Source organism: Streptomyces longwoodensis, assembly GCF_001514125.1.
Taxonomy (GTDB): domain Bacteria; phylum Actinomycetota; class Actinomycetes; order Streptomycetales; family Streptomycetaceae; genus Streptomyces; species Streptomyces longwoodensis.
This window is the reverse complement of sequence record NZ_KQ948554.1, coordinates 58,489-83,283: the sequence shown is the minus strand read 5'-3', so window position 1 is coordinate 83,283 and position 24,795 is coordinate 58,489. Positions and strand designations below refer to the sequence as shown.

The window sequence follows — 24,795 nt, the reverse complement described above, 5'->3', positions numbered from 1 at the left end:
AACTTTGGTAGCAGCTACGCGTGTTGACAGGAAGTGTCCATGCCAAAAAACATGTTGACCGATCATCAGATGACTACACGTCAGTCGGCATAGTCGGCATGTCAGGACGAAGCCGACACACCGTACGGACCGTGGAAACCGGGTGCACACGGGGCCCGCGTGCCCGATCATGGGCGGCATGTCTGCGCACCCACACGACGCTCTGCCGATCCGGCTCAACGTCGACGACTCCGACTCGCCGTCCGACGTCGTCGACGCGCTGTTCCTCGGCCGCTTCGCGACGGGCGAGCAGCCGTTCTCGCACGCGGTGAACATCGACCGGGTGCGCTCCGGCGCGACCCTGCTGCCACCCGACGCCCGGGTGCTGCGCGTCGCGCGCGACGACGACCGCAGCGCCACCCTCGCCGAGGGCGACGGCTGGACGCTGCTGATCTCCCGCTGGAGCCGCGGCGCCGACGTCACGGTGACCGCGACCAGCGCCGAACTGGCCGCGAAGGTGCTGGACCAGGCCACCGACGGCGCGACGGACGAGCCCGAACCGCAGCCGGAGAACGTGACGATGGGCTTCTGGTACGTCTCCCCGCGCCGGGGCCCGCACCGCACGACCCGTCAGATCTCCGCCGGCACCTGGGACGAGGTGCGGGAGAACTACACCGCGCCCGTGGCCGACGCGATGGACCGGCTGATGGCGACCACCCCCGAGGACATCGCCGGGCGGCTGCTCCTGCTGCACGGCCCGCCGGGCACCGGCAAGACCTCCGCGCTGCGCACCCTGGCCCGCTCCTGGCGGGAGTGGTGCCAGGTGGACTGCGTGCTGGACCCGGAGCGGCTGTTCAGCGACGTCGGCTACCTGATGGACATCGCCATCGGCGAGGACGACTCCACCGGCAAGGGCCGCTGGCGGCTGCTGCTCCTGGAGGACTGCGACGAGCTGATCCGCGGCGAGGCGAAGCACACCGCGGGCCAGGCGCTGTCCCGGCTGCTGAACCTCACCGACGGCCTGCTCGGCCAGGGGCGCAACGTCCTGGTCGGCGTCACCACCAACGAGGACCTGGAACGCCTGCACCCGGCCGTGGTCCGGCCCGGCCGCTGCCTGGCGCGCATCGAGGTCGGCCGGCTCACCCAGGCGGAGGCCGTGCGCTGGCTGGGCACGGAGGAGGGCGTCGGCCGCGAGGGCGCGACGCTGGCGGAGCTGTACGCGCTGCGCCGGGGCACCTCCCCGACGTCGCTGCCCGAACCGCGGGGCGGCGCGGACGCGGGCCTGTACCTGTAGGTGCTTTCATGGGGCCATGCCCCTGTTCGTCGGCACCTCCGGTTGGCAGTACAAGGACTGGAAGGGCGTGCTGTACCCGCCGGAGGTGCCCACGCGGCTCTGGCTGGAGGAGTACGCGACGCACTTCGCCACGGTCGAGATCAACAACGCCTTCTACCGGCTGCCCTCGCGGGAGACCTTCGCGTCCTGGGCCGGGCGGGTCCCGCCGGACTTCGTGGTCGCGGTCAAGGCGAGCCGCTACCTGACCCACATCAAGCGGCTGAAGGACCCCGAGGAGCCGGTGGAGCGCCTGATGACCCACGCGGCGGGGCTCGGCCCCCGCCTCGGCCCGGTCCTGCTCCAGCTCCCGCCCACGCTCCAGGCGGACCCCGCCCTGCTGGACCGGTGCCTGTCCCGCTTCCCGGCGGGCACCCGGGTGGCCGTGGAGCCCCGGCACGCGTCCTGGTGGACCCCGGCCGTCCGCTCGGTCCTGGAGGCCCGGGGCGCGGCCCTGTGCTGGGCGGACGCCCGCGCCCGCCCGGCGACCCCGCTGTGGCGCACCACCGACTGGGGCTACGTCCGCTTCCACGAGGGCCTGGCCCGGCCCTGGCCGCACTACGGGCGCCGGTCCCTGGAGACCTGGCTGGACCGCATCGCCACGACCTGGTCCGCCGGGGCCGACGTCCACGCCTACTTCAACAACGACCCCGGCGGCGCGGCGATCCACAACGCCCACACGTTCGCGCGGGCGGCGCGGAGGGCGGGGCTGCACCCGACGCGAGTGGAGTTCACCCCGACCGCCTGACTCACCTCTGGCTCAGCGCACTTCACCGTGGGCCACGGAGGACCTCACTCCCCGTAGGCGGCCCGCAGGGCGTCGCGGACGGCCGCGAGGGCCGCCTGCCCGTCCAGGCCCAGGCGGCGGGCCCGGTCGGCGTACGCCTGGGCGGCCGCGGCCAGTTCGCGCTCCGCGGCCTGGCCCGCGGCGGCGACGTACGTGCCGTTGCGGCCCCGCGTCTCGATCACCCCGTCCGCCTCCAGCGCCCGGTACGCCTTCGCGACGGTGTTCACCGCCAGCCCCAGCGACTCGGCCAGCCCCCGCACCGTCGGCAGCCGGTAGCCCACCGGCAGCGCCCCGGAGCGCGCCTGTGCGGAGATCTGCGCGCGCACCTGCTCGTACGGCGGGGCGGCACCCTCATCGATGTCGATCTTCAAGGTCACGCAGCGATTGTCCCGCACCGGGCCGGAAATTCGGAGGCGGCCGGACGCGGGCGGACGTAGCGTGCGCTCCCATGAACGTCATCGTGCGGGACCTGCGTCCCGGCGTGCGCAGCGACGCGGAGGGGTTCACCGACGTGCGGCGGCTGGTCCTGCCGTACCTGCTCGCCACGCCCGAGTCCGTGCTCCACGACCTCGCCCACGCCCACCCGGACGCCCGGGTGCGCCGGCTGGTCGCCGAGGAGGACGGCGAGATCATCGGCACCGCGCAGGTGGGTGTCGCCCACGACAGTCCCGAGCCGGGCGTGGGCTCCGTCAACGTGTGCGTGCACCCCGAGCGGCGCCACCGCGGGGCGGGCACGCTGCTGGTGCGCGCGGGCGAGGAGCACCTGGCCGCGCACGGCGTGCGCACGGTGTACTCCTGGGTCCTGGACGAGCCGGGGCACCGGGAGTTCGCGCAGCGGCAGGGCTACCGGGCGAGCCGTCCCGCCCGCTTCCTGCGCCTGGACCTGGCCCGTACCCCGCTGCCGCCGCTGCCGGACCCGCCGGCCGGCGTGGAGCTGCGCACCGCGGCCGACTTCGCCGACGACCCGCGCCCGCTGTTCCGGCTGGACGCGGAGTGCGTGCAGGACGAACCGAGCGACGTGGACGCCGAGTTCGCCGACTACGAGGCGTGGGTCGAGGAGTACTTCCGGCACCCGATGCTGGACCCGGAGCTGACCTCGGTCGCCGTGGCCGACGGCCGCGCGGTCGCCTTCAGCGTGGCCCACACCGACGGACGCACGCAGTACCAGACGGCGATGACGGGCACCGCCCGCGCCTTCCGCGGCCGGGGCCTGGCCAAGCTGGCGAAGGGCCACTCCCTCCACCGGGCCCGCGCGGCCGGGTACACGCAGGCGTACACGGGCAACGACGCGGAGAACGGGCCGATGCTCGCGATCAACCGGTGGTTCGGCTACGAGGTCTGCGCGACGGAGGTACGGCATGTCCGCGAACTCGCCTGAGGGCGCCCGCACGCTGGACGTCATCCTGGTCAAGGCCGGGCGGACGAAGATCCGGTACGCGGCGGAGCTGCTGCACGACGACGGCACGCGCCTCGCGGTCCGCGCCCCCTGGGCCGGTGACGGGGTGCGCGACTTCGGCTTCGTGCGCTTCGAGGCCGGGGACGTGTTCACCGAGTACTACTGGCGCGACCGCTGGTACTCCGTGAAGGAGGTCAGGGACGGGTCGGGCACCCTCAAGGGCTGGTACTGCGACATCACGCGTCCGGCCGTGCTGACCGGCACGGACCTGGTCGTGGAGGACCTGGACCTGGACCTGTGGCGGTCGGCCGACGGCAGCGACGTACGGCGGCTGGACGAGGACGAGTTCGAGGAGAGCGGCCTCGCCGACCGCGACCCGGCGGCCGCGGCCGCCGCACGGGCGGCCCTGGCCGAACTGGAGGCCCGCGCCCTGGAGGGCGGCTTCGAGGCGCTCCTGCGCTGACGGACACGGACCGCTCACCGCTCGCTCACACCGCCCCCAGCACCGCGTACCGCTCGTCCGTCACGGCCCTCCCCCACAGCCGCGCGTCGTCCGACAGCCGCTCCACGCGCGCGTGGTCCACGAGCGGGGCCAGCAGGGCGGTGAGGCGGTCCGCGGGGACGCCGACCGGGTCGACCGTCCCCCACACGCCCTCCACCAGCACGAACCGGCCCCCGGGGCGCAGCAGTGCCCGCCAGTGGCGCAGGACGCGGGCCGGGTCGGGCAGCGTCCACAGCACGTGCCGGACGAGGACGACGTCGAAGCGCCGCTCCCCGACCGGGGGCGCCGCCGCGTCACCGCGCAGGAACACGGCGTCACGCCCGGCGAGCTTGGCGCGGGCGAGGCCGAGCATGTGGGCGGAGCCGTCGACCCCGGTGACGCGGTGGCCCTGTTCGGCCGCGAGGAGCGACAGGCTGCCGGTGCCGCAGCCGACGTCCAGTACGTCGGCAGGGCGTCCGGGGAGCCAGGCGCGCAGCCGGTCGGCCCAGGCCGCGCGCACCTCGGGGTCGCGCAGGCCGTGGTCGGGCTCGTCGTCGAAGGCGGCGGCCGCCGCGTCCCAGTCGACACGCCCCGTCGTCGTGGTGTCACCCTCGTCCGTCATGACCCGAGAGTGACACCCGCCACTGACAGCGCGATGGTGACCGGCGCCACTGACAGCGCACGGACCGATGAGGAACCCTCCCCGCACGGGTCTACCCCGTGAGACCACGGAACCCGGTAGGCCCTCGAAGGAGGCAGCCATGCGCCGCGACCTCGTGCAGAAGCCCCTGAAGAAGACCGACTCCCGCCGCCTGCGCGACGAGGCCGACGAGCGCCCCGCCGGCCGCCCGGAGATCCGCAAGGACGTCGCGCGCACCTGGTGGCCCGACGGGTGAGCGCCCCGTGAGTGCTCAGACCAGCGGCTTGCGGTAGTGCAGGCGGGCGTACGGCCCCTCGGTGCGCCGCTCGACCACCTCGTAGCCGAACCGGGGGTAGATCTTCTGGTTCTCCCACATCAGCGCGTTCGTGTAGAGCCTGATCTCGGGCAGGCCGCGCGCACGCGCGTGTGCCTCCACCCACTCCAGCAGCCGCCGTCCCACGCCCCGGCCGTGCGCGTCGGGGTGGACGGCGATGCTGTCGAGGAAGAGGTGGTCCGCACGGGCCTCGACGACCACCAGGCCGACCACGGGCCGTCCGGTGACGAACACCTTGCCCGCGGCCACGTCCGCCGCGTGGTCCGCCTCCATGGGCACGGGCCGCACCCCGATGCGTGCCACGTAGGGCTGGTAGGCGGCGTCGGTCACGGCCCGCACGGCCGGGACGTCGGCGGCGACGGCGGGCCGGATGTCGTCGTTCGTCATGCCGCGCACGGTACCTACCTCAGCGCAGTCCCAACACTCCCTTAACGGCACCATAAGGATCTCCTCCACCGGCCCCGAGCAGGCGATTTCCCGGCCGCCCGGGGCTAGTTTGCTGATCGCCCCCACGGGATCCAGCCCGGTTTCCAGGACCGTTCCGAGGAGTTCCGCATGTCCGCCCGCCGCCGTACGACCGCCGCCGCGATCGCCCTCACGGGTGTCGCCCCGCTCGCCCTGACCGCGCTGTGCGCCTCCCCCGCCTCGGCGCACGGCTCGATGGGCGACCCGGTCAGCCGGGTCGCCCAGTGCTACGCGGAGGGCCCGGAGAGCCCGAAGTCGGCCGCGTGCCGGGCGGCGGTCGCGGCGGGCGGCACCCAGGCGCTGTACGACTGGAACGGCATCCGCATCGGCGACGCGAACGGGCGGCACCAGCAGCTGATCCCGGACGGGAAGCTGTGCAGCGCGAACAGCGAGGAGTTCAAGGGCCTGGACCTGGCCCGGGCCGACTGGCCGGCGACCGGCGTGCGGGCCGGCGCGTACACCTTCAAGTACCGCGTGACCGCCCCGCACCGGGGCACCTTCAAGGTCTACCTCACCAAGCCGGGGTACGACGCGACGAAGCCGCTCGCCTGGTCCGACCTGGACCTGGAGCACCCGGTGGCCACGGCCACGAACCCGGTCGCGGCGGGCGGCTTCTACACCTTCTCCGGCACGCTCCCCCAGCGCTCCGGCCGCCAGCTGCTGTACGCGGTGTGGCAGCGCTCGGACAGCCCGGAGGCGTTCTACTCGTGCTCGGACGTGACGTTCGGCGGGGCGGCGGCGGGCGGGTCCGCCGAGGCGCCCTCGCAGGAGCAGATCGACGCCGGTGCCGACAAGTCGACGATCGAGCACCACGGCCACGGCGACGACGACGCGACCACGACGACGGACCCGACACCGCGCGAGGACAGCGGCGCCGGCAGCGGCACGGACGGCGGCACGGACGGCGGATCCGGCAACGGCACGGACAGCGGTGCGGGCGCCGACGGCAGCGGCAGCGGCACCGGTGACGACAGCGGCGCGGCGGGCGCTGACGCGGCGACGGCGGCCCCCGCGGCTCCGGCCGACGCCAACGCGCCCCAGCCGGCCGGTGCGTCGCGCAGCCTGGCCGAGACCGGTGGCGACAGCAGCACGACGTACCTCGCGATCGGCGGCGCGGGCGCCCTGGCCCTCGGCGCGGCGGCGCTGTTCGCGTCGGTGCGGCGACGGGCGGTGGGCGGCCGCCGCTGAGCGGCGGACACGACTCCGGGGTCCGGCCGGCGGCTCAGGCGGGCCGGACCCCGGCGGGCGTCACCCGGGCGCCCGCACGGCGGGCCGGGCTCGGCCAGGGCTCAGCAGGGGGTCGGCACGGGCTCAGCTGAAGACCGACGCGCAGGTGGTGGCGGTGGCGTGGGCCGGGTCGAGGGCGTTGGCGACCTCGTGGAAGGCGACCCGGTCGAGCAGGCCGATCGCCAGGTGCTCGGACAGGTCGAGCGGGCACAGGTCCTGGAGCAGGACGTTGTGGACGTCGGAGCCGCTGAGGTACTGGCTCCGCCAGGGGGTGACCACCTCGTCGTACTGGCTGGCGATGACCGTGTAGCGCACGCCCGGGACGGTGTCGCCGCCCGCGTTGAGCTTGGTCAGGAAGGCGGAGCCGACGATCTGGTCGGCGAGGCCGGGTGTGGTGGCCTTGAGCAGGTCCTCGGCGCCGGGGAAGTACGGCAGCAGGTTGGTCAGGCCGCTGAGGGTCGTGCCGTGGTTGTCGGGGGCGATGCCGACGAGGGCGTTCACCTTGGCGGCGCCGCCGAGGAACTTGAGGTAGTAGCGCGGCATCATGCCGCCCTGCGAGTGGCCGACGAGGTCGGCCTCGGCGGCTCCGGTGGCGGAGAGCACCTTGTCGACGAACACGGACAGCTGCGCGGCCGACCGGTCGATCGGGCCGAGGCCGTGGAAGAGCGGGACGCCGTCGAGCTGCCCGTAGTCGAGGGAGAAGACGCAGTAGCCGCGGCTCGTCAGGTAGGGCGCGAGGCCCAGCCAGTTGTCGACGGAGTTGCCGAGGGTGCCGTGGACGAGGACGACGGGGCGGGGGTGTGCGGCGGAGGGCTTGCAGGAGTAGTCGTTCCAGCCGCTGGAGGGAGCGGTGGCGGCCTGGGCGGTGCCGGCGGCGGGGAGGGTGGCGACCGCGGCGGTCAGGACGAGCGCGGCGAGGGGTCTGAGCAGTCTCTTCCAGGGCAGCATCGGGTGATCTCCTTGCGGCTCAAGGGGGATGCGATGGTGGGGTGCCCTGTGATCCGGATCACGGGATGCTGTTCACTCGTCAAGTTACGGGCGAGTAGCCCACGCGTGAAGTTACGCGTCGGTAAAACTTCCGGCGATGAGCAGGCAAGCCGTGAAGTCCGGTGAACTACCGGGAACTTCCGTGAAGTCCTGATACTCCGTCACCAAGCGGGACGAATGGGTCCCCCGGGAGCGATCCGCGCCAACCGGGCACCCAAAGCGCCGACTTCACCCTCCCCGAGCGTGCGGACCCAGTCCCCCACCACCTCGGCGGCCGCCTCCTCGGCCGCCGAGGTGCACGCCCACCCCCGCTCGGTCAGCACGATCAACCGGGCCCGCGCGTCGCCGGGGTGCGGCCGCCGCTCGGCGTACCCCTTGCGCACGATCTCCTCGACCAGCTGACTGGCCGCCTGCTTGGTCACCCCGAGGTGCGCGGCGAGGTCGGTGACGGTGGCGCCGCCGGGCGCGAGGCGCGCGAAGGCGAAGCCGTGGGCGGGCCGCAGGTCGGCGAAGCCGCGGGCCACGACCCCCTCCTGGATGCGCTGGGTGAGGTCACCGGCCACCGCGAGCAGGGCGGCGGACAGGGCCATGGCGTCGGAGTTCTGCACACGGACATTGAAACACCCTTGACGCATTGGTCAAGCTGCTTGACGATATGGACAAGCAGCTTGACCAATTGCCCTCTCCGAAGGAGATCCGCCATGCCCGTCGTCCGCTCGTCCGAGGCCGTCACCCACGAGGTCCACGGCGCCCGTTTCGTCTCGTACGCCAGTCCGCTGTCCGGGAGCAGGGAGCTGTGCGCCTGGCGGGGGGAGATCCCGGCGGGCACCCGGGCCCCCGCGCACACGGTCTCCCGGGAGGAGGTCTTCCACCTGCTCGTCGGCGAGCTGCTGATGACCCTGGACGGCCGCACCGAGCGGATCGGCGCCGGGGACACGGTGATCGTGCACGCCGGCACGACCCTCGCCGTGGAGAACCCCACCGACCACACCGCGCTGTCCTGGGTCACCACCTCGGTCGGCCTGGAGGCCGAACTGGCCGACGGCACCCGCCTGGTGCCGCCGTGGGCCAACTGACGGCACGGACCGGCCGGTCCGCCCGGCCGGCGCGCGCCCCGCGCGGCTCACGCGGCCAGCGACCCCGGTATCACCGCGCGCGGCCCGAACTTCGCGCGGGCGCGGTCGGCGACCTCCTCGATGCGGCGGACCTTCTCGTCGACCGGGTCGAAGGTGAGCTGGTGGGCCGCCCGGTCGGCGGGGGCGAGCCCCTCGGCGCGCAGGGCCAGCACGCGGACCCGGGCCCGCTGGAGACCCAGCGCCTCGTACAGCCCGTAGGCCGTCTTGGTCAGGTCCGCCGAGTGCGCGGTCGGTTCGCTGAGGGTGCGGCTGCGGGTGGTGGCGGACCGGTCGGCGTAGCGCACGGTGAGGGTGAGCGTGCGGCAGACCTTCTCCACGGCGCGCAGCCGGGTGCCGATCTCCTCGGCGGCCGAGAGCAGGGCGCGGCGGTGCCGGTCCGGGTCCAGCTCGTCGCGCTCGAAGGGGCGTTCGGTGACCAGGGAGCGGGAGATCCCGTTGGGGACGACCCGGCCGCGGTCGATGCCGTTGGCCTTCTCGCGCAGTTCGCGGCCCGCCTTCGCGCCGATCAGGCGCTGGAGCGTGGACAGCGGCGCGGCGGCGACCCGGCCGAGGGTGTCCAGGCCGTACTCGTCCAGGGTGCGGGCGGTCGCGGGCCCGACGCCGGGCAGCGCGGCGACCGGCCGGCCGGCGAGGAACTCCGCGATGCCGTCCGGGTCCCCGGGCACCGCGCGGGTCAGTCCGGGCCGGGCGTCGCGCAGCGCCATGCGGGCCAGCAGCGGACCCGGGCCGGCGCCGATCGCGCAGTCCACGCCGTGCAGGGCGAGGGCGCGCACCCGGATCACCGAGGCCAGTTCGACGGCGGTGCGGCCGAAGTAGCGTTCGGCGCCCCGCAGGTCGGCCAGTGCCGTGTCCGGTGGCAGCGCCTCGACGACGGGGGTGAACTCCTCGAGCAGTCCGAGCAGCCCCGGCAGGGCCGCCTCGTACATCGGCGGCAGCTGGAAACGTACGCAGAGGATGGTCATCCCGCACTCCCCGGACTCTGGTGCCACAACTTCCTTCCCACCGCGGGCCCTTCGCCCGCGGGGCGCAGATCCGCCCAGGGGTGCATCTCGTACCCCGTGGACATGCGGATCTTCCGTTCCTCCATCGGGTCGCGCGCCGCGGAGCCCGCGGGCGCCGGCCGGCCGTCCGAACCGGCGAGGCGGGCCCGGGCCGCGCCCTCGCCGTCGGCCGGCGGGGCGCCGTCGACGGCGGCGGGCGTCCGCGCCAGCCGGGCCGCGACCTCGTCGAGGCCGCCCTCGGCGCGCAGTTCGATCAGGTCGGCGAGGTTCCAGGCGGCCGCGCCCACGACGCTGAAGCTGCGCGGCCCGCGCCGCTGGACCACTCCGCGCACCAGCAGCAGCCAGGAGTGGAAGACGGTGTGCGCGCAGGTGTCGTGGGAGTCGTCGAAGAAGGCGAGGTCGACCAGGCCGGTGCCGTCGTCCAGGGTGGTGAAGATGACCCGCCTGCCGGAGCGGATCGGCGGGGTCTGGGTGGCCGCCTTGGCGCCCGCGACCAGCACGGTCTCCCCGTTCCGCACCTCGCGCAGCCGGCGCGCGGAGACGACGCCCAGCTCGGTGAGGAACTCCCGGTGGTCGTCCATCAGGTTGCGCGAGGCGTCCATGGAGAGCACGCCGAGCTCGGCGCTGAGCCGCTCCGCGGAGGACAGGTCCGGCAGCCCGGCCGACGCGGTCCTGCGTCCCCCGGCCAGCGGGAGCTGCTCGCCGCCCCCGCTGCGGGTGCCCCGGTGCAGCTCGGTCAGGTGCAGTTGCAGGTCGCGCCGGTTGGCGCCGAACGCGTCCAGCGCGCCGACCTGGGCGAGCCGTGCGGCGATCGGCCGGCTCGGGCGGGCCCGCTCCCAGAAGTCCAGCAGCGAGGCGTACGGCCGGCCCTCGGCGATCCGCGCGGCCTCCGCCTCGCTGATGCCGTGCACGTCGGAGAGGGCGAGCCGCAGTCCCCACACCCCGCCGGACCCCTCCGGCCGCCCGGATCCCCCGGCTTCCCCGGCTTCCCCGGCTTCCCCGGCTTCCTTGGATTCCTTGGATTCCTTGGATTCAGACACCAGTTCGATCTGGTGGGTGACGCCGGACGCGTTCACGTCCAGCGGCAGGATCGGCACCCCGCGCCGCCTGGCGTCCGCGAGCAGCAGCCGCTTGGGGTACATCCCCGGGTCGTGGGTGAGCAGCCCGGCGTAGAAGGCGGCCGGGTGGTGGGCCTTCAGCCACGCCGACTGGTACGTCGGGACGGCGAAGGCCACCGCGTGCGCCTTGCAGAAGCCGTAGCTGCCGAACGCCTCGACGATCTCCCAGGTCCGCCGAATCGTTTCCGCGTCGTAGCCGCGGGCCGCCGCGTGCTGGGCGAACCAGATCTTGATCCGGGCCTGCGACCCGGGGTCGGACAGCCCGCGCCGGACCCGGTCGGCCTCGCCGCGCCCGCAGCCGGTCATGATCGCCACGATGTCGATGACCTGCTCGTGGAAGACCACGACCCCGTACGTGCCCTTCAGCGGCTCCTCCAGGTCGGGGTGCGGGTAGCGGACCGGGGCCCGTCCGTGCCGCGCCTCGATGAACGGCCGCACCATGTCGGCGGCGACCGGGCCGGGCCGGAACAGCGAGATGTCGACGACCAGGTCGTGGAAGCCGGCCGGCTGCAGGCGCCCCACCAGGTCGCGCTGGCCCGGTGACTCGATCTGGAAGCAGCCCAGCGTCTCGGTGGAGCGGATGAGCCGGTACGTCTCCGGGTCGCCGGGCGGCACCCCGTCCAGGTCGACCTCCTCGCCCGTGGCCCGTGCCACCTCCGCGACCGCGTGCGCCATCGCCGACTGCATCCGCACGCCCAGCACGTCCAGCTTGAGCAGCCCGAGGTCCTCCACGTCGTCCTTGTCGAACTGGGACATGGGGAAACCCTCACCGCTGGTCGGCACCACCGGCGTACGGGACAGCAGGGAGGCGTCGGACAGCAGCACCCCGCACGGGTGCATGGCGACCCCGCGCGGCAGGGCGTCGAGGGCCTCGACCAGCTCCCACAGCCTGCCGTACCGGTCCCGTTCCCCGGCCAGCCGCTTCAGCTCGGGCAGTTCGTCCAGGGCCGCGCGGGCGTCGCGGGCGCGGACGTGCGGGAAGGACTTGGCGATGCGGTCGATGTCCGCCGGGTCCAGGGACAGGGCGGCGCCGACGTCGCGGATCGCGTGGCGGACGCGGTACGTCTCCGGCATCGCGACCGTCGCGACCCGCTCGGTGCCGAACCGGCCGATGATCGCGCGGTAGACCTCGAGCCGGCGCGCGGACTCCACGTCGATGTCGATGTCGGGCAGCACGACGCGCTCCTTGGACAGGAAGCGCTCCATCAGCAGCCCGTGCTCGACCGGGTCGGCGTGGGCGATGCCCAGGAGGTGGTTGACCAGGGAGCCGGCGCCGGACCCGCGCGCGGCGACCCGGATGCCCATGTCCCGCACGTCGTCCACCACTTGGGCGACCGTCAGGAAGTAGGAGGCGAAGCCGTGGTGGGCGATGATGTCCAGCTCGTGGTGCATCCGCTCCCAGTAGGCGCGGCGGCCGGTGTAGCCGCGCCGCACCATCCCGGCGACGGCCCGGGAGGCGAGCGTCCGCTGTGCGGTGCGCCGGCCCGCGCCGACCAGGTGCGCCTCGGGGAAGTGGACGCTGCCCATGCCGAGGTCGTCCTCGGGGTCGACGCGGCAGGCGGCGGCCGTCGCCGCGGTCTGCTCCAGCAGCCGGTGGGCGGCCTCGCGCCGGAAGCCCGCGGCCGCCACGATCCGCTCGGCCGCGTGCAGCATGGCCTCCGGGTCCTTGAGCCAGGCCTCCCCGGAGTCCAGCTCCTTGGTGGGGTCGATGGGCACCAGCCGCCGGGCGGCGTCCAGCACGTCGGCGACCGGGCCCTGGCCGGGGTCGGCGTAGCGGACGGCGTTGCTGAGCACGGGCCGGACCCGCTGCTCGGCGGCGAAGCCGACGGTACGGGCGGCCAGGCGCAGCGAGCCGGGCCCGGTGCCCTCGCGCCCGTGCCAGACGGCCTCCAGGCGCAGGGCGTCGCCGTAGACCTCGCGCCAGGGGGCGAGGAGCCGCGCGGCGCGGTCGGGGCGGCCCGCGGCGAGGGCGCGGCCGACGTCGGAGCCGGGGCCGAGCAGTACGGTCAGCCCCTCGGCGTGGTTGTCGGCCCAGGTCAGCAGGGGGGTGCCGGCCGTGGGACCGCCCGGTCCGGGCGGCGTGGCCGGTGCCGCGGGTCCGGCGCCCGCGTGGGCCGCCGAGACGAGCCGGCACAGGTCGGCCCAGCCCCGGGCGCCGTCCCGGGCCAGGAAGGTGACCCGGGGGGTCGACTCGTCGACGAAGGCACCGCCGCGCACGGGGGTACGGCGCCGGCCGCGCTCCTGGGTGCGCCCGGGCGGCTCCGGCGGGGCCACCGCGAGGTCCACCCCGAAGAGCGGCCGGACGCCCGCCCCGGCGGCGGCCTTGGCGAAGCGGACCGCCCCGGCGACGGTGTCGCGGTCGGTCAGGGCGAGGGCGTCCATGCCCCGCTCGGCGGCGCGCTCGGCCAGCCGCTCGGGGTGCGAGGCGCCGTGGCGCAGGGAGAACCCGGAGACGGTGTGCAGATGCGTGAAACCCGGCACACGCACCTCCCGCACTCGTGAGCCCCACACGGCTCTCGAACATCAGTTCCAAACTCGCCCACCTCCACCATAGACCATTTCTCGAACATGCGTACGACAACCGTTCGGGCGCCCCCCACCTGCGGAAACGCCCGTCCCCCGGGACCGTGGGGGCATGACACAGACCTCCTTCCTCGACGAGGTGAAGGACGCGGTCACGCCGCGCGCCACGCTGCTGGTCCTCGGCGTGGTGGCGCTCTCGCTGCTGTTCATCACGTCCTACGTGGGCGCCCTGCACGACCCGAAGCTCAAGGACGTGCCCTTCGGGGTGGCCGCCCCCGGGGCCGCCGCGCAGCGGACGGTGGCCCGGCTGGAGCGGCTGCCCGGGACCCCGCTGGACCCGCGCACGGTGGCCGACGCGGCGACGGCCCGGCAGCAGGTCCGGGACCGCACGCTCTACGGCGCCCTGGTCGCGGGGCCGGCCGGCGGCAGCGACACCCTGCTGGTGGCCACCGGCGGCGGCAAGGTGCTCGCCGCCGCCCTGGAGGGCCTCGTCGGCGGCCTGGAGAAGGCCCAGGGCCGCACGGTGCGCACGGTGGACGTGGCTCCGGCCGAGGCCCGGGACGCCAACGGCCTGTCGTCCTTCTACGTGACCGTCGGCTGGTGCGTGGGCGGCTACCTGTGCGCCTCCATCATGGTGGTCAGCACGGGCGCCGCCCGCTCCACCCCGCGGCGCGCGGTGATCCGGCTCGGCACGATGGCCCTGGTCGGGATCGTCGCCGGCCTGGGCGGCGCGCTGATCGTCGGCCCGGTCCTGGGCGCGCTGCCCGGCAGCTTCGCCGCGCTGTGGGGGCTGGGCGCGCTGATCGTCTTCGCGGTGGGCGCGGCCACGCTCGCCCTCCAGGGGCTGTGCGGACTCGCCGGCATCGGCCTGGCCATCCTGCTCGTGGTGATCCTCGGCAACCCGAGCGCGGGCGGCGCGCTGCCCCCGCCGATGCTGCCGCCGTTCTGGCGGGCCATCGGCCCGGCGCTGCCCCCGGGCGCGGGCACCTGGACGGCCCGCTCGATCGCCTACTTCCGGGGCAACGCCGTCACCGGCCCCCTGCTGGTGCTGTCGGCGTGGGCGGTCGCCGGCACCCTGATCACCCTGCTGGCGTCCCGCCTGCGCACCGGCGGGACGGCCCCGCGGACCCCCCGCCCGGCCGGCGGCCCACCGGGCGGCGGGACGGCGGACGGCGGGACCACGGACGCCCGGTAGCTCACGCCCCCCGCTCGGGCGGCGCGGGGTTCACCGGCAGCTGCTGCTGGGCCCGCTCCAGGAACCGCAGCAGCTCCACCGGGAAGGGGAGCACCAGGGTGGAGTTCTTCTCGGCGGCCACCGCGACCACCGTCTGGAGCAGCCTGAGCTGCAGCGCGGCCGGCTGCTCGGACATCTCCTTGGCCGCCTCGGCGAGCTTCTTGGACGCCTGGAGCTCGGCGTCGGCGTTGATGACCCGGGCCCGGCGCTCCCGGTCGGCCTCGGCCTGGCGGGCCATGGACCGCTTCATGGTCTCGGGCAGCGAGACGTCCTTGATCTCGACCCGGTCGATGGTCACGCCCCACTCCACGGCCGGGCTGTCGATCATCAGCTCCAGTCCCTGGTTGAGCTTCTCCCGGTTGGACAGCAGGTCGTCCAGTTCGCTCTTGCCGATGATCGAGCGCAGCGAGGTCTGCGCCATCTGCGAGACCGCGAACCGGTAGTCCTCCACCTTCACCACCGCGTCGGCCGGCGAGGTCACCCGGAAGTAGACGACGGCGTCGACCCGCACGGTCACGTTGTCCCGGGTGATGCCCTCCTGCGCGGGCACCGGCATGGTGACGATCTGCAGGCTCACCCTGCGCAGCTTGTCGACGCCGGGGATCACCAGCGTCAGCCCCGGCCCGCGCACGCCGTCGCGCAGCCGGCCGAGCCGGAAGACCACGCCCCGCTCGTACTGCTTGACGACCCGTGCCGCCGCCGTCACGTACACCCCGCCGGCGCACACCAGCGCCGCTCCCGCCGCCACCAGTTCCTCGACCATGTCGGCCCCCAGGGTCCGCAGTGGGTCCCGGGCGGCCCGCGCCCGGTACCCCGACGGTAACCCCGTACCGCGGGCAAGGGGGAGCCCCCGCACGACGGTTGGCGTGCGGGGGCTCCCCGGGTCGCGGTGCCCACCGGTCCGGCCGGTGTGCCAGGACGCGCTCCCGGTCAGTACACGTGCAGCCCGTAGGCGTTGAGCGCCTCGGTCACCGGCTGGAAGAAGGTCGTCCCGCCGGAGGAGCAGTTGCCGCTGCCGCCCGAGGTCAGGCCGTAGGCGATGCCGCTGTTGGAGTACAGCGGGCCGCCGGAGTCGCCGGGCTCGGCGCAGACCGTGGTCTGGATCAGGCCGTAGACGACGTCGCCGCCGCCGTAGTTGACCGTCGCGTTCAGCGCGGTGACCCGGCCGCTGTGGATGCCGGTGGTCGAGCCGCGGCGGTAGACCGTGGTGCCCACGGAGGGCGTGGCCGCGCTGGTGATGTCGACGCTGCCCACGGTGCCCGACTTGGTGACCGAGGAGTTCGTGTAGCGCACGAGCCCGTAGTCGTTGGTCGGGAAGCTGGAGCCGGCGGTGGAGCCGAGCGTGGTCGAGTGGGACGAGTTCGACCACCAGGTGCCCGCGCCGTCGGTGCAGTGACCGGCGGTCAGGAAGTAGTAGTTGCCGCTGTTGTCCTGGACGTTGAAGCCGAGGGAGCAGCGCCAGCTGCTCGCGTAGATGGCGTCGCCGCCGGAGATCAGCTTCTGGAACTTGCCCGCGGTCCGCTTGATCGTCAGCGCACCGGAGTTGGCGCCGGCCTGCTCCTTGATCTTCGCGATCTCGGACTGGGAGACCGTGCTGTCGACGGTGACGACGACCCGGTTGGTCTTGCTGTCGACGACCCAGGCGGTGCCCGGGACGTCGGCCTGGAGCACCGAGGAGCTGGCGCTCTTGAGCTGGGTGGTGCTGAAGGTGGTGGCGTCCGCCGCGGTCGCGTTGGGGATCGCGATCGCGGCCGCGGCCACGAGTCCGGTGGAGACGGCGATCAGCCGGGTCCGTCTCGTGATGCCGCTGGTGGTGGTGCGCTTGATCCTCACGTTTCGTTCCCTCCCAGGGGAAGTCGGGGGCCCGCGTGGGGTCGGGGCCCGTGAGGCGCAGCCAGGGTCCGCCGGGGCGTCCGGATTCCGAACACGCCGTGGCCCTGACAAGCGCTGAGGGGGAGTATTCGGCCGAACGGCCGGTCGGCGCAAGGGTGCCTTTCAGCCGTCAACCTTTGCTCTGCCTTTGCGTGTTGGACACCCACCGGCCGCCACCGACCGGCCCCGGCCCCGGGTGACCGGCCTCAGAGCAGGTGGCGCTCCCCTGCGGCGACCGCGACCGGCAGCGTGTTGCCGGGCGGCGGGAACGGGCACAGGAAGTGGTCCGCGAAGGCGCACGGAGGCAGTTGGGCGCGGTTGAAGTCCACCGTCGTACGCCCCTCGGCGTCGGGCGCCCCCGGGTACAGGAACCGGAAGCGGAAACTCCCGTCGCCGCTGGTCGCATCGGCGAACACCGCCCACAGCGAGCCGTCGCCCTGCACGCTCACCCCGAGCGTGAACTCCTGCCCGTCCAGCGCGAACGTCACCTCCCCGCCGAGCCCGAGCCCCCGCTCGCGCCCGTCGGCGTTCGGCACCCGCACGGTGCGGTCCTCGCCGTACGGGGTGAACCGCCCGGGCACCGCCCAGCGCTCCTGGTACGGCGTGGCCGCGATGCCCCGGAAGGCGCGCCGGGCCCCGGCGTCCGGGTCGTGGACGCGCACGCCCCAGAGCCCCTCGCGCACCAGCACGAGCAGGCGCCGCTCCCCGTGCCCGACCCGGACCGCGTCCACCGGTCCGGCGTCGGCCGTCAGACGAACCCCGCCGGTGAACGGCTCGCCGTCCAGGGTCAGTCCGTCGGCCGGGTCGGCGGTGAGCACCACCGCGTCCTCTTCGGCCACCCACACCCCGGGGATGTCCGGAATTCGCCCCTCCGGATGGTCGTCGAGCCAGTGCGTGCCGGTGACCGCCAGCGGCCCGTAGGGCGCCGTCACCGCCTCCACGCGCTGCTCGTGCCACTGCTTCCACGCGTCGGGCGCGTCCGTCGTCATCCGACCGGCCTTTCTCGAAAGGGCTGCGAAAAGGATCTGTGAGGGATCCGTGAGAGTGATCTGTGTGAGGGATCCGGAAAAGGGACCCAGAAGAAGGGATCCGGAAAAAGGGATCGCCAGGGCGATCAGTGCGGCGTCGGCACGAGGGGCCGCAGGCCCAGGTGCTCCCGCAGCGTGCTGCCGGGGTAGAACGTGCGGAACAGCCCGCGGTGCTGGAGCAGCGCCACCGTGCCGTTGACCAGCCGCTCCAGATCGCGGCGCGGCGCGACGGGCACACAGTGGAAGCCGTCGACGGCCCCGTCCTTGTGCCACACGGCGATCAGCTCGGCCAGGTCGACGGGGCCGCCCCGGTACAGCGGGCCGTGCACGGTCGGCCGGGGGCCGCCCCCGCCGTGCCCGGGCTCGGCGGCGTACTCCCCGTCGCCGAGGTCCACCAGGAGCCCGGCCAGCACCCGCAGCCCGTCCGGGTCCCGGCCCAGGCCTGCGGCCCGCTCCCGCAGTTCGTCGCGCACGATCCCGGCCTGCACGGCGTCCGCCACCCGGACCACCGCCACGTCGGCGTACCGGGCGGCGGCGGCCCGGGCCCCGGGCGCGGTGGCGTCGACGACCCGCACGGGCGGGGCGGGCGCGCTCCCACCGCCGCCGGCCCCGGGCCGCGGGGGCGTCCCCCGCGCGCCCCCGTCGGCCCACACCCCGGTCCGTCCCCGGTGCGCCGGGTCGACGTCCGCGACGCCCTCCCCCGGCACCGGGACGACCCCGATGCGCCGGGTCGTGGCCAGCACCCGCGCCGCCAGCCCGGGCGGTGTGCCGTCGCCGGCCAGGGTCACGAAGTCCAGCCCGCCGCGCTCGGCGAGCCGCACCAGCTCGACCTGGGCGTCGGCGTCGTCCGCCCCGGCGGGATCGACGGCCGCGGAGTCGACGGCGGCGGCCAGGTGCAGCAGTCCCCGGCCGAAGGAGGTGCCCATGCTCACAGCACCTTCGACAGGAACGCCCGGGTGCGCTCCTCCCGCGGGGCGTCCAGCACCTGGCCCGGGGGACCCTGCTCCACGATCCGCCCGTCGGCCATGAACACCACGGTGTCGGCGACCTCCCGGGCGAACCCGATCTCGTGCGTGACGACGATCATCGTGGTGCCCTGGCGGGCCAGGTCCCGTATGACGTCGAGGACTTCGCCGACCAGCTCGGGGTCGAGCGCGGAGGTCGGCTCGTCGAACAGCAGCAGCTTCGGCTCCAGCGCGAGGGCCCGCGCGATGGCCACGCGCTGCTGCTGCCCCCCGGAGAGCTGTTTCGGGTAGGCGTCGGCCTTGTCGGCGAGCCCGACCCGCTCCAGCAGCCGGCGCGCGTCCCGGACGGCCTGCTCCCGGGGCCGCTTCAGCGCCGACACCGGCGCCTCGACGACGTTCTCCACCACGGTGAGGTGCGGGAAGAGGTGGAAGTTCTGGAACACGAAGCCGATGCGGGTGCGCTGCTTGAGCACCTCGCGCTCGGGCAGTTCGTGCAGCCGGCCGCCCACCCGCCGGTAGCCGATGAGCGTGCCGTCGACGCTGACCGCGCCGCGGTCCACCTTCTCCAGGTGGTTGATGGTGCGCAGCAGCGTCGACTTGCCCGAGCCGGAGGGCCCGAGGACGACGGTCACCTCCCCGGCGCGCACCGACAGGTCGATGCCCTTCAGGACCTCCAGCGGGCCGAAGCTCTTGTGGACCGACCTGATGTCGACCATGACGCTCATGAGTGAGTCCCCTTGACTGGCGGATGAGTGGGCGGGTCAGGCGGCGGCGTCGAGGCCGAGCTCCCGCAGGAGGGTGAGGGCGGCGCGCGCGGTGGCGTCGTTCTGCCGGAACGCGGGGCCCCCGGTGCGCGGCCGGGTGAACGCGCCGGGCGCGCGGACCTCGGTGTGCGGCCCGAGCGCGAACCGCCGCGGATGCGGCCGGCCGGCCGGGTCGAGGATCCGCCCGTCGACGGGGTCCACCCGCAGCAGCCCGTCCGGGGTCTCCCCCACCCCCTCGGCGTGCAGGGCGCGCAGCAGCGGGTCCCGCGCCCGCGCGACCGTCGGCTCGGGCAGCCGCGCCTCGACCAGCGCCCGCGCCTCGACGTGGAACCCGGGCACGGTCGGACTGGACGCCCGGAACACCCCGTCCTCGGCGTGGACGGTCATGTCGGCGCCGACGAACCGCAGCAGCCCCGCCCGGGACAGCGCGAGCATCTGCCGCAGCCGGGGGCCGGGCGGCCCGGAGGCCATGTAGTTGAAGAAGCCGTGCCAGGACGTGCCCACGTCGCCGAGCCGCACGAGCTGCCCGTACACGGAGAGCAGGCCGAGGAACACGGCCAGGTCGGCGCTGTGCCCGGGGTCGTGGCGCCGGGTCAGGTCCCCCTCGATGTACTGCCGCAGCCCGTCCTGGAGTTCCTCGTGACCGGCGTACCGCACGCCCTGCAGCGGCCGGTCGAGCGCGGCCAGGTCGAGCCGGTCGGCGGGCTCGGGGACGGCCGCCGCGGCGAGCGCGGCCCGCTCTTCGGGGCCGGTGGTGGCCGCGTACTTCTCCTCGAAGTCGGTCCAGGCGACCGTCGTGCGCTCGGGGTGCGCGGTGAACAGCCGGTGGTAGTGGGCGAAGCCCAGCTCCTTCTCCACCAGCGGCCACACGTCCCGCCGGAACTCGAACCCGCCGGGCCGGGCGAGCAGTTCCTCGATCTCCGGGGGCCCGAAGAAGCGCGGCAGCGGCGGCCGTTCACCGTCCAGGCCGTAGCCGATCTTCGAGTGGTACGGCACTCCGCGCCGCGATCCGACGTACAGCACCGGTTCGCGTCCGGAGGGCACGTAGGTGTCGCCCTCGTGGCGTCCGCCGCGGCCCTCGGTGAGCAGCACCATCAGGTCGACGAAGGCGAGCCCGAAGCCGCGCACCAGCACGGGTTCGCCGGGCCGCAGGCCGGACAGGTCGCTGTCGGCGGTGAAGTCGGGCGGCAGGTGGGTGAGCCCGTGGGTGCGGGCGTACGCCGCCAGCTCCCGCTGCTCGTCGTCGGGTTCGGCGTCGAGGTGGCCGAGGGCGAGCACCACCAGGTCGGCGGTCAGCGGCTCGGTGAGCCCCTCCAGCCAGACCTGCTGGCGTCCCCCGCGCGGCCCGCTCACCCGCACCGCGCGCCGCGGGTGGTGGTGGACGGTGATGCCCGGGGGCAGGGCGGCGACGGCCTGCTCGTGCACCCAGCCCAGGTAGGCGCCCTGGACGCGGCGGCCGGCGAAGGTGCGGCCGTCGATGCCGGCCCACTCGTGCAGGGTGGGCCCGGGGCGCACGGGTCCGTCCATGGCCACCGTCTCGTCGGTGAACATGGTGACGTCCTCGGCGTGCGAGTTCATCCACAGCAGGGGGGACTGGGCCTGGCGCCAGATGCGTCCGGCGCCCGGCGGGTGCGGGTCGACGAGGTGGATGTCGAGGTCCGAACCGGCGTACAGCTCGGGCGCGTTGGCGGCCATGCGCTCGATCAGGCCGGTCGCGCGCGGGCCGGCCCCGACGATCACCAGGGAGGGGCTCGGGCTCATCGGGCGGCCCCCGTACCGCGCGCGTAGCGCTTCTCGACGTAGTACTGGCCGACGCTCAGCACCGAGGTGACGACGGTGTACCAAAGGGTGGCGACCATCAGCAGCGGGATGACCTGGTAGGTGCGGTGGTAGACGAGCTGCACCGAGAACAGCAGGTCCTGTACGGCGATGACGCTGACGATGGAGGTGCCCTTGAGGGTGCCGATCAGCATGTTCCCGGCCGGCGGCACGATGGCCCGCATGGCCTGCGGCAGCACGATGCGCCACCAGCGGCGCCACCGGCTGAGCCCGAGCGCCTGCGCGGCCTCGATCTGGCCCCGGTCGACGGAGAGGATCCCGCCGCGCACCACTTCGGCGGCGTAGGCGGCCTCGTGCAGGGTGAGCCCGATGATCGCCACCGCGATGGGCGTGAACAGGTCCACGGTCCGCACCCCGAACAGGTGCGGGTACAGCGCGCCGATGTTGAACCACAGCAGCAGCTGCACCAGGATCGGGATCGACCGGAACAGCCAGACGTACCCCCAACTCACCGCGCGCAGCACGGGGTTGGCGGACAGCCGGGCGGCGGCGAGCAGCGTGCCGAGGGCGAAGCCGAGCACCATCACCACGACGGTCAGCCAGAGTGTGAGCCACAGTCCGCGCAGCACGGAGTCGGTGGTGAAGTAGTCGGCGACGACGCCCCACTGGAACGCCCGGTTGCGCAGGACGGAGGTGACGGCGAGCCCGAGCAGCACGAGCACGGCGGCGGCCGCGGTCCACTGCCCGTAACGGCGCTGCGGGACGATCGGCAGCTCGTCGGCGTGGACCGGCGGGTCGTCCGGGGCGGCGGGGGCCTTGGCGAGGGTGGTGTCGGAGGACATGGGAAGGCTCCGTGGGTCGGTGGTCCCTCCCGCCTCGGCCGAGCCGGGACCGGGGGACGAACACGGTGGTGCCTTCACACGGGCGGCGCGCGGGGCGCCGTGCGGCCGAGCCCCTCAGCAGGGCCGCGCCTCGACTGTACGGGCCGATTTCCCCTCGCTGTCAAGGGTGTCCAGACTGTGAGCAGTACGTCTCATGTCGGTTGACGCGGAACCGGGGACCTGTTCCACTTGCCCCATGCATCCGCAGCAGTGGCTGGTCACCCGCTCCCACATCGACTTCGGTCGTGTGTGGTCCTGTTCCTGTTGAGCGACCCCCTGCTGCCCTGATCCCGGTGGTGCCGTCCCCCTACCCGGGGACGTCCCCGTCCTGATCCCGGGCGCCTCCCGCGTTCTCCCGTACGCGTTCCTTCCTTCTCCGCTCTTCTCCGCACCCTCGCTTCTCCCTCTTCGCCTTCACACGCGCACCCCCTCACTCCGCGCTTCCCTTCCTCTTGCCGTTCGTAGGAGACACGCCCACGATGCGCACGCCCTCGCACACCCCTTCCCGCCTGCTCGCGTCCTTCGCCCTGATCACGTCCGCCACCGTCCTGGTGACGGCCTGCGGTTCGGGCTCGGACGACTCCGGATCCGGCAGCACCGCCCAGGCCGCCGCCGGATCCGACGGCATCCCCACCACGGACGTGGTGTCCGGCGTCCGGAAGGACGAGGCGGCGGCCAAGCTCCTGCCGCCCGGGGTGACCAGCCTGACCGTCGGCACGAGCGTCGGCAGCACCCCGCCCGGCACCTCCTACCTGGAGGACGGCAAGACCCTGGTGGGCCAGGACGTCGACTTCACCAACGCGGTCGCCAAGGTGCTCGGGGTCGGGGTCGACCAGCAGCAGGCGAGCTTCGAGGCGATCCTGCCCGCCCTGGACAGCGGCAAGTACGACGTCGGCGTCAGCAACTTCGGCGTCACCACCGAACGCCTGAAGACCATCGACTTCGTCACCTACATCAACGACGGCCAGGGCTTCGCCACCCGCAAGGACAGCAAGCTGGCGAAGGTCACGGACCTCGCGCAGCTGTGCGGGCTGAACGTCGCGACCGGCGCCGGCACCACGTTCGAGGCCACCCTGGAGAAGAACGCGCACCTGTGCACCGACGCCGGGAAGAAGGCGTACAAGGTGCAGACGTACAGCGAGTCCAGCGCCGTGTGGTCCTCGCTCCAGCAGGGCCGCAGCGACGTGGTGATGTCCACCATCAACGGCCTGCGCTACGCCGTCGCCCACCAGGACGGCCTGAAGTTCCTCAACGAGTTCCACCGCCTGGACGTGGGCTTCGCCTTCAAGAAGGGCACCAAGCTGGCGCCCGCCTTCCAGGCGGCGGTCGACAAGCTCATCGCGGACGGCACGTACGCGAAGATCCTGAAGAAGTGGGGGACGACCGGCTCGGCGATCGCCACGTCGCAGATCAGCCCCCCGGAGCTGAAGAACTAGCGCACGTCCCGCGCCTGCGGCCGCTGACGCCGGGTCAGCAGTCGCAGGCGCAGCACTCGCAGCACGAGCAGGCCTCACAGCACGAGCAGGCCTCGCAGCAGGAGCAGTCGCAGTCACCGCAGCCGCTGCACCAGCCCTCGCGCTTCCTGCGCGACCAGGGACCCTCGAACTCGTCGGCGCAGCACACCCGGCAGGTGCAGCACAGCCCGATCGCCGCCGCGCAGCCCGCCCAGAAACCCCGCTGGGCGGGCGGCTGCGGCCCGCCCCCGAAGGGGTGGCCCCCACCCTGGTACGGGTGGTGCGGGTCGTACGGCGCACTCGGCCCCTGGGGTGCGTACGGTCCCTGCGGCGGGCCGAAGGCGGCCTCGGGCCCGTGCCCGCAGGACGTGGCGCCGAAGGCCCGGTCCACCGAGCGCCGCAGTTCGTGCGCGAGCAGCAGGTGCGCCAGCCGGCCGTCGGTGAACTCCGCGTCGCGCAGGGCGAGCCGGATGCCGTGCAGCGCGTCGTCGGCGAGCCGGCGGGCCTCGGCCCGGGAGGTGCCGGTGGCGGTGAGCGGGTTCCAGGCGCCGGCCGCGGCGTCGGCCGGCTGGTCCTCGACGGCGTCCAGCAGGTGGGCGAGCCGCCCGAAGAGCCGCCCCACCTCGGCGAGCGGTACGGCGTTGCCGGGCCGGCCGGCCAGGACCGCGGTGTGCGCGAAGGCGGCCGCCGTGGCGGTCTCGGTGGGTTCGGTGACCGTCAGCAGCGGGGTGCCGGGCCCGGCGAGCGCCTCGATGCCGACCTGCCGGTCCACCGCGTCGACCAGGACGGCGGTGTCGAACCCGACGGCCGAGCCGCCGCGTTCCCCCGCACGCCCCCAGCCGGCCGCGACCCGGCGCGCGGCGAGCGCCACCGGCCTCCGGGCCAGCAGGCCGTCGCCGTCGGCGACGTGGTCGCGCACCTTGGCCGAGGCGAGCACCAGGGAGACGGCGGCCGCGAGCCGCGCGCCCCCGCCCTGGGCGACGGACTGGGTGCGCATCCCGCGCAGCGGGCACGGGCCGGCCGTGCGCCGGGCGCCGGGCGCGCGCTCGGCCTGAGCCTCCGTCAGGACCGAGATGAGCAGCCCGTCGTAGTTGGTGACGACCCGCGCGAACTGGCCGTGGTCACGGCGCAGGGCGAGGCAGAGCCCGCACAGGTGCGCCATCCACTGGGTGGCGAGGCCCTCACCGAGCCGGTGACGGCAGGGCCGGACGATTCCGAACACGATGATCCCCCGTAACGCTTACGACATCGAGCTGCCGCATGCTATCGACCGATCGTCGTTCCGGGAGCGCCGCGGAACGGGCATCCCCGTTCACTCCTCCGCAGCACGTCTCACCCGTCCGCCGCAGACAATCATATTTCACTCTCAGTCAGCAGCGGTTTACTTCGGAGCCCTTGGGATACGCGGCCTCTC

24 protein-coding genes are annotated in these 24,795 nt (G+C 74.1%); 9 read left to right on the top strand and 15 right to left on the bottom strand.

Annotation, left to right across the window (positions count from 1 at the left end; genetic code table 11):
- Positions 1-178 precede the first annotated feature (178 nt).
- On the top strand, positions 179-1,273 hold the full coding sequence (locus tag AQJ30_RS18205; protein ID WP_067235747.1) for a DUF5925 domain-containing protein: 1,095 nt from the start codon (positions 179-181) through the stop codon (positions 1,271-1,273).
- Between the two features lie 16 nt (positions 1,274-1,289).
- Positions 1,290-2,057 carry a DUF72 domain-containing protein gene (locus AQJ30_RS18200; RefSeq protein ID WP_067235025.1) on the top strand — a complete coding sequence of 256 codons (768 nt, stop codon included), beginning with the start codon at positions 1,290-1,292 and terminating at the stop codon, positions 2,055-2,057.
- A 44-nt stretch (positions 2,058-2,101) separates the two neighbouring features.
- Here AQJ30_RS18200 and AQJ30_RS18195 read toward each other — a convergent pair whose 3' ends face one another.
- Positions 2,102-2,473 (bottom strand): GntR family transcriptional regulator, encoded by a 372-nt coding sequence (locus tag AQJ30_RS18195; protein WP_067235022.1) that lies wholly within the window; start codon positions 2,471-2,473, stop codon positions 2,102-2,104.
- Between the two features lie 71 nt (positions 2,474-2,544).
- Here AQJ30_RS18195 and AQJ30_RS18190 point away from each other — a divergent pair, with 71 nt between their 5' ends.
- Positions 2,545-3,474, top strand: coding sequence for a GNAT family N-acetyltransferase (locus AQJ30_RS18190; RefSeq protein WP_067235019.1), 930 nt, complete (start codon positions 2,545-2,547; stop codon positions 3,472-3,474).
- Positions 3,455-3,955: a ribonuclease FAU-1 family protein gene (locus tag AQJ30_RS18185; RefSeq protein WP_067235017.1), complete on the top strand. Its 501-nt coding sequence runs from the start codon at positions 3,455-3,457 to the stop codon at positions 3,953-3,955. Before AQJ30_RS18190 ends, AQJ30_RS18185 begins: the two co-directional genes overlap by 20 nt.
- A gap of 25 nt (positions 3,956-3,980) precedes the next feature.
- Here AQJ30_RS18185 and AQJ30_RS18180 read toward each other — a convergent pair whose 3' ends face one another.
- The gene (locus AQJ30_RS18180; protein ID WP_067235015.1) at positions 3,981-4,595 is read right to left on the bottom strand and encodes a class I SAM-dependent methyltransferase; all 615 of its coding nucleotides are present in this window, start codon (positions 4,593-4,595) and stop codon (positions 3,981-3,983) included.
- Between the two features lie 139 nt (positions 4,596-4,734).
- Between AQJ30_RS18180 and AQJ30_RS39835 the strand changes: the two genes are divergently transcribed.
- Positions 4,735-4,869 (top strand): hypothetical protein, encoded by a 135-nt coding sequence (locus AQJ30_RS39835; RefSeq protein ID WP_107119619.1) that lies wholly within the window; start codon positions 4,735-4,737, stop codon positions 4,867-4,869.
- A 15-nt stretch (positions 4,870-4,884) separates the two neighbouring features.
- On the opposite strand, the gene AQJ30_RS18175 is transcribed toward AQJ30_RS39835, so the two are convergent.
- A complete protein-coding gene (locus AQJ30_RS18175) occupies positions 4,885-5,334 on the bottom strand; it encodes a GNAT family N-acetyltransferase (protein WP_067235013.1) in 450 nt (149 codons plus the stop codon).
- 168 nt (positions 5,335-5,502) lie between these two features.
- Here AQJ30_RS18175 and AQJ30_RS18170 point away from each other — a divergent pair, with 168 nt between their 5' ends.
- Positions 5,503-6,600 carry a lytic polysaccharide monooxygenase auxiliary activity family 9 protein gene (locus tag AQJ30_RS18170; RefSeq protein WP_067235010.1) on the top strand — a complete coding sequence of 366 codons (1,098 nt, stop codon included), beginning with the start codon at positions 5,503-5,505 and terminating at the stop codon, positions 6,598-6,600.
- Between the two features lie 123 nt (positions 6,601-6,723).
- Here AQJ30_RS18170 and AQJ30_RS18165 read toward each other — a convergent pair whose 3' ends face one another.
- Both AQJ30_RS18165 and AQJ30_RS18160 read right to left on the bottom strand, forming a co-directional pair.
- Positions 6,724-7,587 carry an esterase/lipase family protein gene (locus AQJ30_RS18165; RefSeq protein WP_067235009.1) on the bottom strand — a complete coding sequence of 288 codons (864 nt, stop codon included), beginning with the start codon at positions 7,585-7,587 and terminating at the stop codon, positions 6,724-6,726.
- A 200-nt stretch (positions 7,588-7,787) separates the two neighbouring features.
- Positions 7,788-8,234: a MarR family winged helix-turn-helix transcriptional regulator gene (locus AQJ30_RS18160; protein WP_067235005.1), complete on the bottom strand. Its 447-nt coding sequence runs from the start codon at positions 8,232-8,234 to the stop codon at positions 7,788-7,790.
- Between the two features lie 93 nt (positions 8,235-8,327).
- Between AQJ30_RS18160 and AQJ30_RS18155 the strand changes: the two genes are divergently transcribed.
- The gene (locus tag AQJ30_RS18155; RefSeq protein WP_067235004.1) at positions 8,328-8,702 is read left to right on the top strand and encodes a cupin domain-containing protein; all 375 of its coding nucleotides are present in this window, start codon (positions 8,328-8,330) and stop codon (positions 8,700-8,702) included.
- Between the two features lie 47 nt (positions 8,703-8,749).
- On the opposite strand, the gene AQJ30_RS18150 is transcribed toward AQJ30_RS18155, so the two are convergent.
- Together AQJ30_RS18150 and AQJ30_RS18145 are read right to left on the bottom strand one after the other, a co-directional pair.
- Positions 8,750-9,724 (bottom strand): DNA polymerase Y family protein, encoded by a 975-nt coding sequence (locus tag AQJ30_RS18150; protein WP_067235002.1) that lies wholly within the window; start codon positions 9,722-9,724, stop codon positions 8,750-8,752.
- Positions 9,721-13,362 carry a DNA polymerase III subunit alpha gene (locus AQJ30_RS18145; RefSeq protein WP_067235000.1) on the bottom strand — a complete coding sequence of 1,214 codons (3,642 nt, stop codon included), beginning with the start codon at positions 13,360-13,362 and terminating at the stop codon, positions 9,721-9,723. The genes AQJ30_RS18150 and AQJ30_RS18145 overlap by 4 nt, the downstream gene beginning before the upstream one ends.
- Before the next feature lie 154 nt (positions 13,363-13,516).
- Between AQJ30_RS18145 and AQJ30_RS18140 the strand changes: the two genes are divergently transcribed.
- A complete protein-coding gene (locus AQJ30_RS18140; RefSeq protein WP_067234997.1) occupies positions 13,517-14,599 on the top strand; it encodes a DUF3533 domain-containing protein in 1,083 nt (360 codons plus the stop codon).
- Position 14,600: 1 nt separating this feature from the next.
- On the opposite strand, the gene AQJ30_RS18135 is transcribed toward AQJ30_RS18140, so the two are convergent.
- The 7 genes from AQJ30_RS18135 to AQJ30_RS18105 form a co-directional block, all read right to left on the bottom strand.
- The gene (locus tag AQJ30_RS18135; protein ID WP_067234991.1) at positions 14,601-15,401 is read right to left on the bottom strand and encodes a slipin family protein; all 801 of its coding nucleotides are present in this window, start codon (positions 15,399-15,401) and stop codon (positions 14,601-14,603) included.
- 167 nt (positions 15,402-15,568) lie between these two features.
- Entirely contained in the window at positions 15,569-16,471 is a 903-nt protein-coding gene (locus tag AQJ30_RS18130) for a S1 family peptidase (RefSeq protein ID WP_067234989.1), read from the bottom strand.
- Between the two features lie 245 nt (positions 16,472-16,716).
- A complete protein-coding gene (locus AQJ30_RS18125) occupies positions 16,717-17,499 on the bottom strand; it encodes a DUF1684 domain-containing protein (protein WP_067234987.1) in 783 nt (260 codons plus the stop codon).
- Between the two features lie 125 nt (positions 17,500-17,624).
- A complete protein-coding gene (locus tag AQJ30_RS18120) occupies positions 17,625-18,464 on the bottom strand; it encodes an LLM class flavin-dependent oxidoreductase (RefSeq protein WP_079084131.1) in 840 nt (279 codons plus the stop codon).
- 2 nt (positions 18,465-18,466) lie between these two features.
- The gene (locus AQJ30_RS18115) at positions 18,467-19,228 is read right to left on the bottom strand and encodes an amino acid ABC transporter ATP-binding protein (RefSeq protein ID WP_067234986.1); all 762 of its coding nucleotides are present in this window, start codon (positions 19,226-19,228) and stop codon (positions 18,467-18,469) included.
- Between the two features lie 36 nt (positions 19,229-19,264).
- A complete protein-coding gene (locus AQJ30_RS18110) occupies positions 19,265-21,028 on the bottom strand; it encodes an FAD/NAD(P)-binding protein (RefSeq protein ID WP_067234984.1) in 1,764 nt (587 codons plus the stop codon).
- Positions 21,025-21,888, bottom strand: coding sequence for an amino acid ABC transporter permease (locus AQJ30_RS18105; protein ID WP_067234981.1), 864 nt, complete (start codon positions 21,886-21,888; stop codon positions 21,025-21,027). Before AQJ30_RS18105 ends, AQJ30_RS18110 begins: the two co-directional genes overlap by 4 nt.
- A gap of 518 nt (positions 21,889-22,406) precedes the next feature.
- Between AQJ30_RS18105 and AQJ30_RS18100 the strand changes: the two genes are divergently transcribed.
- Positions 22,407-23,363, top strand: a complete 957-nt coding sequence (locus AQJ30_RS18100; protein ID WP_067234980.1) for an ABC transporter substrate-binding protein — start codon at positions 22,407-22,409, stop codon at positions 23,361-23,363.
- 34 nt (positions 23,364-23,397) lie between these two features.
- Here AQJ30_RS18100 and AQJ30_RS18095 read toward each other — a convergent pair whose 3' ends face one another.
- Positions 23,398-24,603 (bottom strand): DUF5685 family protein, encoded by a 1,206-nt coding sequence (locus AQJ30_RS18095; protein ID WP_067234977.1) that lies wholly within the window; start codon positions 24,601-24,603, stop codon positions 23,398-23,400.
- Between the last annotated feature and the right edge of the window lie 192 nt (positions 24,604-24,795).

Excerpts from the sequence above, each read along its gene's own strand:
- AQJ30_RS18205 (WP_067235747.1), top strand. The coding sequence starts at position 179 with ATGTCTGCGCACCCACACGACGCTCTGCCGATCCGGCTCAACGTCGAC.
- AQJ30_RS18200 (WP_067235025.1), top strand. The coding sequence starts at position 1,290 with ATGCCCCTGTTCGTCGGCACCTCCGGTTGGCAGTACAAGGACTGGAAG.
- AQJ30_RS18190 (WP_067235019.1), top strand. The coding sequence starts at position 2,545 with ATGAACGTCATCGTGCGGGACCTGCGTCCCGGCGTGCGCAGCGACGCG.
- AQJ30_RS18185 (WP_067235017.1), top strand. The coding sequence starts at position 3,455 with ATGTCCGCGAACTCGCCTGAGGGCGCCCGCACGCTGGACGTCATCCTG.
- AQJ30_RS18180 (WP_067235015.1), bottom strand. The coding sequence starts at position 4,595 with ATGACGGACGAGGGTGACACCACGACGACGGGGCGTGTCGACTGGGAC.
- AQJ30_RS39835 (WP_107119619.1), top strand. The coding sequence starts at position 4,735 with ATGCGCCGCGACCTCGTGCAGAAGCCCCTGAAGAAGACCGACTCCCGC.
- AQJ30_RS18175 (WP_067235013.1), bottom strand. The coding sequence starts at position 5,334 with ATGACGAACGACGACATCCGGCCCGCCGTCGCCGCCGACGTCCCGGCC.
- AQJ30_RS18170 (WP_067235010.1), top strand. The coding sequence starts at position 5,503 with ATGTCCGCCCGCCGCCGTACGACCGCCGCCGCGATCGCCCTCACGGGT.
- AQJ30_RS18165 (WP_067235009.1), bottom strand. The coding sequence starts at position 7,587 with ATGCTGCCCTGGAAGAGACTGCTCAGACCCCTCGCCGCGCTCGTCCTG.
- AQJ30_RS18155 (WP_067235004.1), top strand. The coding sequence starts at position 8,328 with ATGCCCGTCGTCCGCTCGTCCGAGGCCGTCACCCACGAGGTCCACGGC.
- AQJ30_RS18150 (WP_067235002.1), bottom strand. The coding sequence starts at position 9,724 with ATGACCATCCTCTGCGTACGTTTCCAGCTGCCGCCGATGTACGAGGCG.
- AQJ30_RS18140 (WP_067234997.1), top strand. The coding sequence starts at position 13,517 with ATGACACAGACCTCCTTCCTCGACGAGGTGAAGGACGCGGTCACGCCG.
- AQJ30_RS18135 (WP_067234991.1), bottom strand. The coding sequence starts at position 15,401 with ATGGTCGAGGAACTGGTGGCGGCGGGAGCGGCGCTGGTGTGCGCCGGC.
- AQJ30_RS18125 (WP_067234987.1), bottom strand. The coding sequence starts at position 17,499 with ATGACGACGGACGCGCCCGACGCGTGGAAGCAGTGGCACGAGCAGCGC.
- AQJ30_RS18120 (WP_079084131.1), bottom strand. The coding sequence starts at position 18,464 with ATGGGCACCTCCTTCGGCCGGGGACTGCTGCACCTGGCCGCCGCCGTC.
- AQJ30_RS18115 (WP_067234986.1), bottom strand. The coding sequence starts at position 19,228 with ATGAGCGTCATGGTCGACATCAGGTCGGTCCACAAGAGCTTCGGCCCG.
- AQJ30_RS18110 (WP_067234984.1), bottom strand. The coding sequence starts at position 21,028 with ATGAGCCCGAGCCCCTCCCTGGTGATCGTCGGGGCCGGCCCGCGCGCG.
- AQJ30_RS18105 (WP_067234981.1), bottom strand. The coding sequence starts at position 21,888 with ATGTCCTCCGACACCACCCTCGCCAAGGCCCCCGCCGCCCCGGACGAC.
- AQJ30_RS18100 (WP_067234980.1), top strand. The coding sequence starts at position 22,407 with ATGCGCACGCCCTCGCACACCCCTTCCCGCCTGCTCGCGTCCTTCGCC.